The sequence below is a fragment of the Bacillus sp. EB106-04-02-XG92 genome (assembly GCF_058791995.1).
Genome location: NZ_JBYTEA010000032.1, coordinates 1 through 2,940, shown reverse-complemented (window position 1 = coordinate 2,940; position 2,940 = coordinate 1). Strand labels below are relative to the sequence as shown.

1 rRNA gene is annotated in these 2,940 nt (G+C 51.5%); it reads right to left on the bottom strand.

Annotation, left to right across the window (positions count from 1 at the left end):
- Positions 1-8: 8 nt before the first annotated feature.
- Positions 9-2,931 (bottom strand): 23S ribosomal RNA (locus tag AC3WVA_RS29215).
- Between the last annotated feature and the right edge of the window lie 9 nt (positions 2,932-2,940).

The window sequence follows — 2,940 nt, the reverse complement described above, 5'->3', positions numbered from 1 at the left end:
CATATTATATGGTTAAGTCCTCGATCTATTAGTATTCGTCAGCTCCACATGTCACCATGCTTCCACCTCGAACCTATCAACCTGATCATCTTTCAGGGATCTTACTAGCTTACGCTATGGGAAATCTCATCTTGAGGGGGGCTTCATGCTTAGATGCTTTCAGCACTTATCCCTTCCGCACATAGCTACCCAGCTATGCCCTTGGCAGAACAACTGGTACACCAGCGGTGCGTCCATCCCGGTCCTCTCGTACTAAGGACAGCTCCTCTCAAATTTCCTACGCCCACGACGGATAGGGACCGAACTGTCTCACGACGTTCTGAACCCAGCTCGCGTACCGCTTTAATGGGCGAACAGCCCAACCCTTGGGACCGACTACAGCCCCAGGATGCGATGAGCCGACATCGAGGTGCCAAACCTCCCCGTCGATGTGGACTCTTGGGGGAGATAAGCCTGTTATCCCCGGGGTAGCTTTTATCCGTTGAGCGATGGCCCTTCCATGCGGAACCACCGGATCACTAAGCCCGACTTTCGTCCCTGCTCGACTTGTAGGTCTCGCAGTCAAGCTCCCTTATGCCTTTGCACTCTACGAATGATTTCCAACCATTCTGAGGGAACCTTTGGGCGCCTCCGTTACACTTTAGGAGGCGACCGCCCCAGTCAAACTGCCCACCTGACACTGTCTCCCGGGTCGATAAGACCCGTAGGTTAGAATTTCAATACATTCAGGGCGGTATCCCACCAGCGCCTCCACCGAAGCTAGCGCTCCGGTTTCAAAGGCTCCCGCCTATCCTGTACAAAATGTACCAAAATTCAATATCAGGCTACAGTAAAGCTCCACGGGGTCTTTCCGTCCTGTCGCGGGTAACCTGCATCTTCACAGGTACTATAATTTCACCGAGTCTCTGGTTGAGACAGTGCCCAAATCGTTACACCTTTCGTGCGGGTCGGAACTTACCCGACAAGGAATTTCGCTACCTTAGGACCGTTATAGTTACGGCCGCCGTTTACTGGGGCTTCAGTTCAGAGCTTCGCTTACGCTAACCCCTCTCCTTAACCTTCCAGCACCGGGCAGGTGTCACCCCCTATACTTCGCCTTACGGCTTCGCAGAGAGCTGTGTTTTTGCTAAACAGTCGCTTGGGCCTATTCACTGCGGCTTTCCGTTAAGAAAGCACCCCTTCTCCCGAAGTTACGGGGTCATTTTGCCGAGTTCCTTAACCAGAGTTCTCTCGCACACCTTAGGATTCTCTCCTCGCCTACCTGTGTCGGTTTGCGGTACAGGCACCTTTTATCTCGCTAGAAGCTTTTCTTGGCAGCGGGGAATCAAAGACTTCGCTCCATAAGGAGCTTCCCCATCACAGCTCAGCCTTTACGATAAGCGGATTTGCCTACTTATCAGCCTAACTGCTTGGACGTGCACAACCAATCGCACGCTTCTTCTATCCTTCTGCGTCCCTCCATTGCTCAAACGATAAAGAGGTGGTACAGGAATATCAACCTGTTGTCCATCGCCTACGCCTGTCGGCCTCGGCTTAGGTCCTGACTAACCCTGAGCGGACGAGCCTTCCTCAGGAAACCTTAGGCATTCGGTGGACGGGATTCTCACCCGTCTTTCGCTACTCATACCGGCATTCTCACTTCTAAGCACTCCACCAGTCCTTACGGTCTGACTTCACTGTCCTTAGAACGCTCCCCTACCACTGATACCATTCGGTATCAATCCGCAGCTTCGGTGGTGTATTTAGCCCCGGTACATTTTCGGCGCAGAGTCACTCGACTAGTGAGCTATTACGCACTCTTTAAATGGTGGCTGCTTCTAAGCCAACATCCTAGTTGTCTAAGCAACTCCACATCCTTTTCCACTTAATACACACTTTGGGACCTTAGCTGGCGGTCTGGGCTGTTTCCCTTTTGACTACGGATCTTATCACTCGCAGTCTGACTCCTAAGGATAAGTCATTGGCATTCGGAGTTTGACTGAATTCGGTAATCCGATGAGGACCCCTAGTCCAATCAGTGCTCTACCTCCAAGACTCTTACACTTAAGGCTAGCCCTAAAGCTATTTCGGGGAGAACCAGCTATCTCCAGGTTCGATTGGAATTTCTCCGCTACCCACACCTCATCCCCGCACTTTTCAACGTGCGTGGGTTCGGGCCTCCATTCAGTGTTACCTGAACTTCACCCTGGACATGGGTAGATCACCTGGTTTCGGGTCTACGACCACGTACTAAACGCCCTATTCAGACTCGCTTTCGCTGCGGCTCCGCCTCTTCAGCTTAACCTCGCACGGGATCGTAACTCGCCGGTTCATTCTACAAAAGGCACGCCATCACCCATTAACGGGCTCTGACTATTTGTAGGCACACGGTTTCAGGATCTCTTTCACTCCCCTTCCGGGGTGCTTTTCACCTTTCCCTCACGGTACTGGTTCACTATCGATCACTAGGGAGTATTTAGCCTTGGGAGATGGTCCTCCCAGATTCCGACGGAATTTCACGTGTTCCGCCGTACTCAGGATACATTCAAGAGAGAACGAAGTTTCGACTACGGGGTTGTTACCCTCTACGACGGACCTTTCCAGGTCGCTTCGTCTACCTCGTTCCTTTGTAACTCCGTATAGAATGTCCTACAACCCCAAGAGGCAAGCCTCTTGGTTTGGGCTATGTTCCGTTTCGCTCGCCGCTACTCAGGAAATCGCATTTGCTTTCTCTTCCTCCAGGTACTTAGATGTTTCAGTTCCCTGGGTCTGTCTTCCTTACCCTATGTATTCAGATAAGGATACCATACCATTACGTATGGTGGGTTTCCCCATTCGGAAATCTTCGGATCAAAGCTTACTTACAGCTCCCCGAAGCATATCGGCGTTAGTCCCGTCCTTCATCGACTCCTAGTGTCAAGGCATCCACCGTGCGCCCTTTCTAACTTAACCAAACTAAAA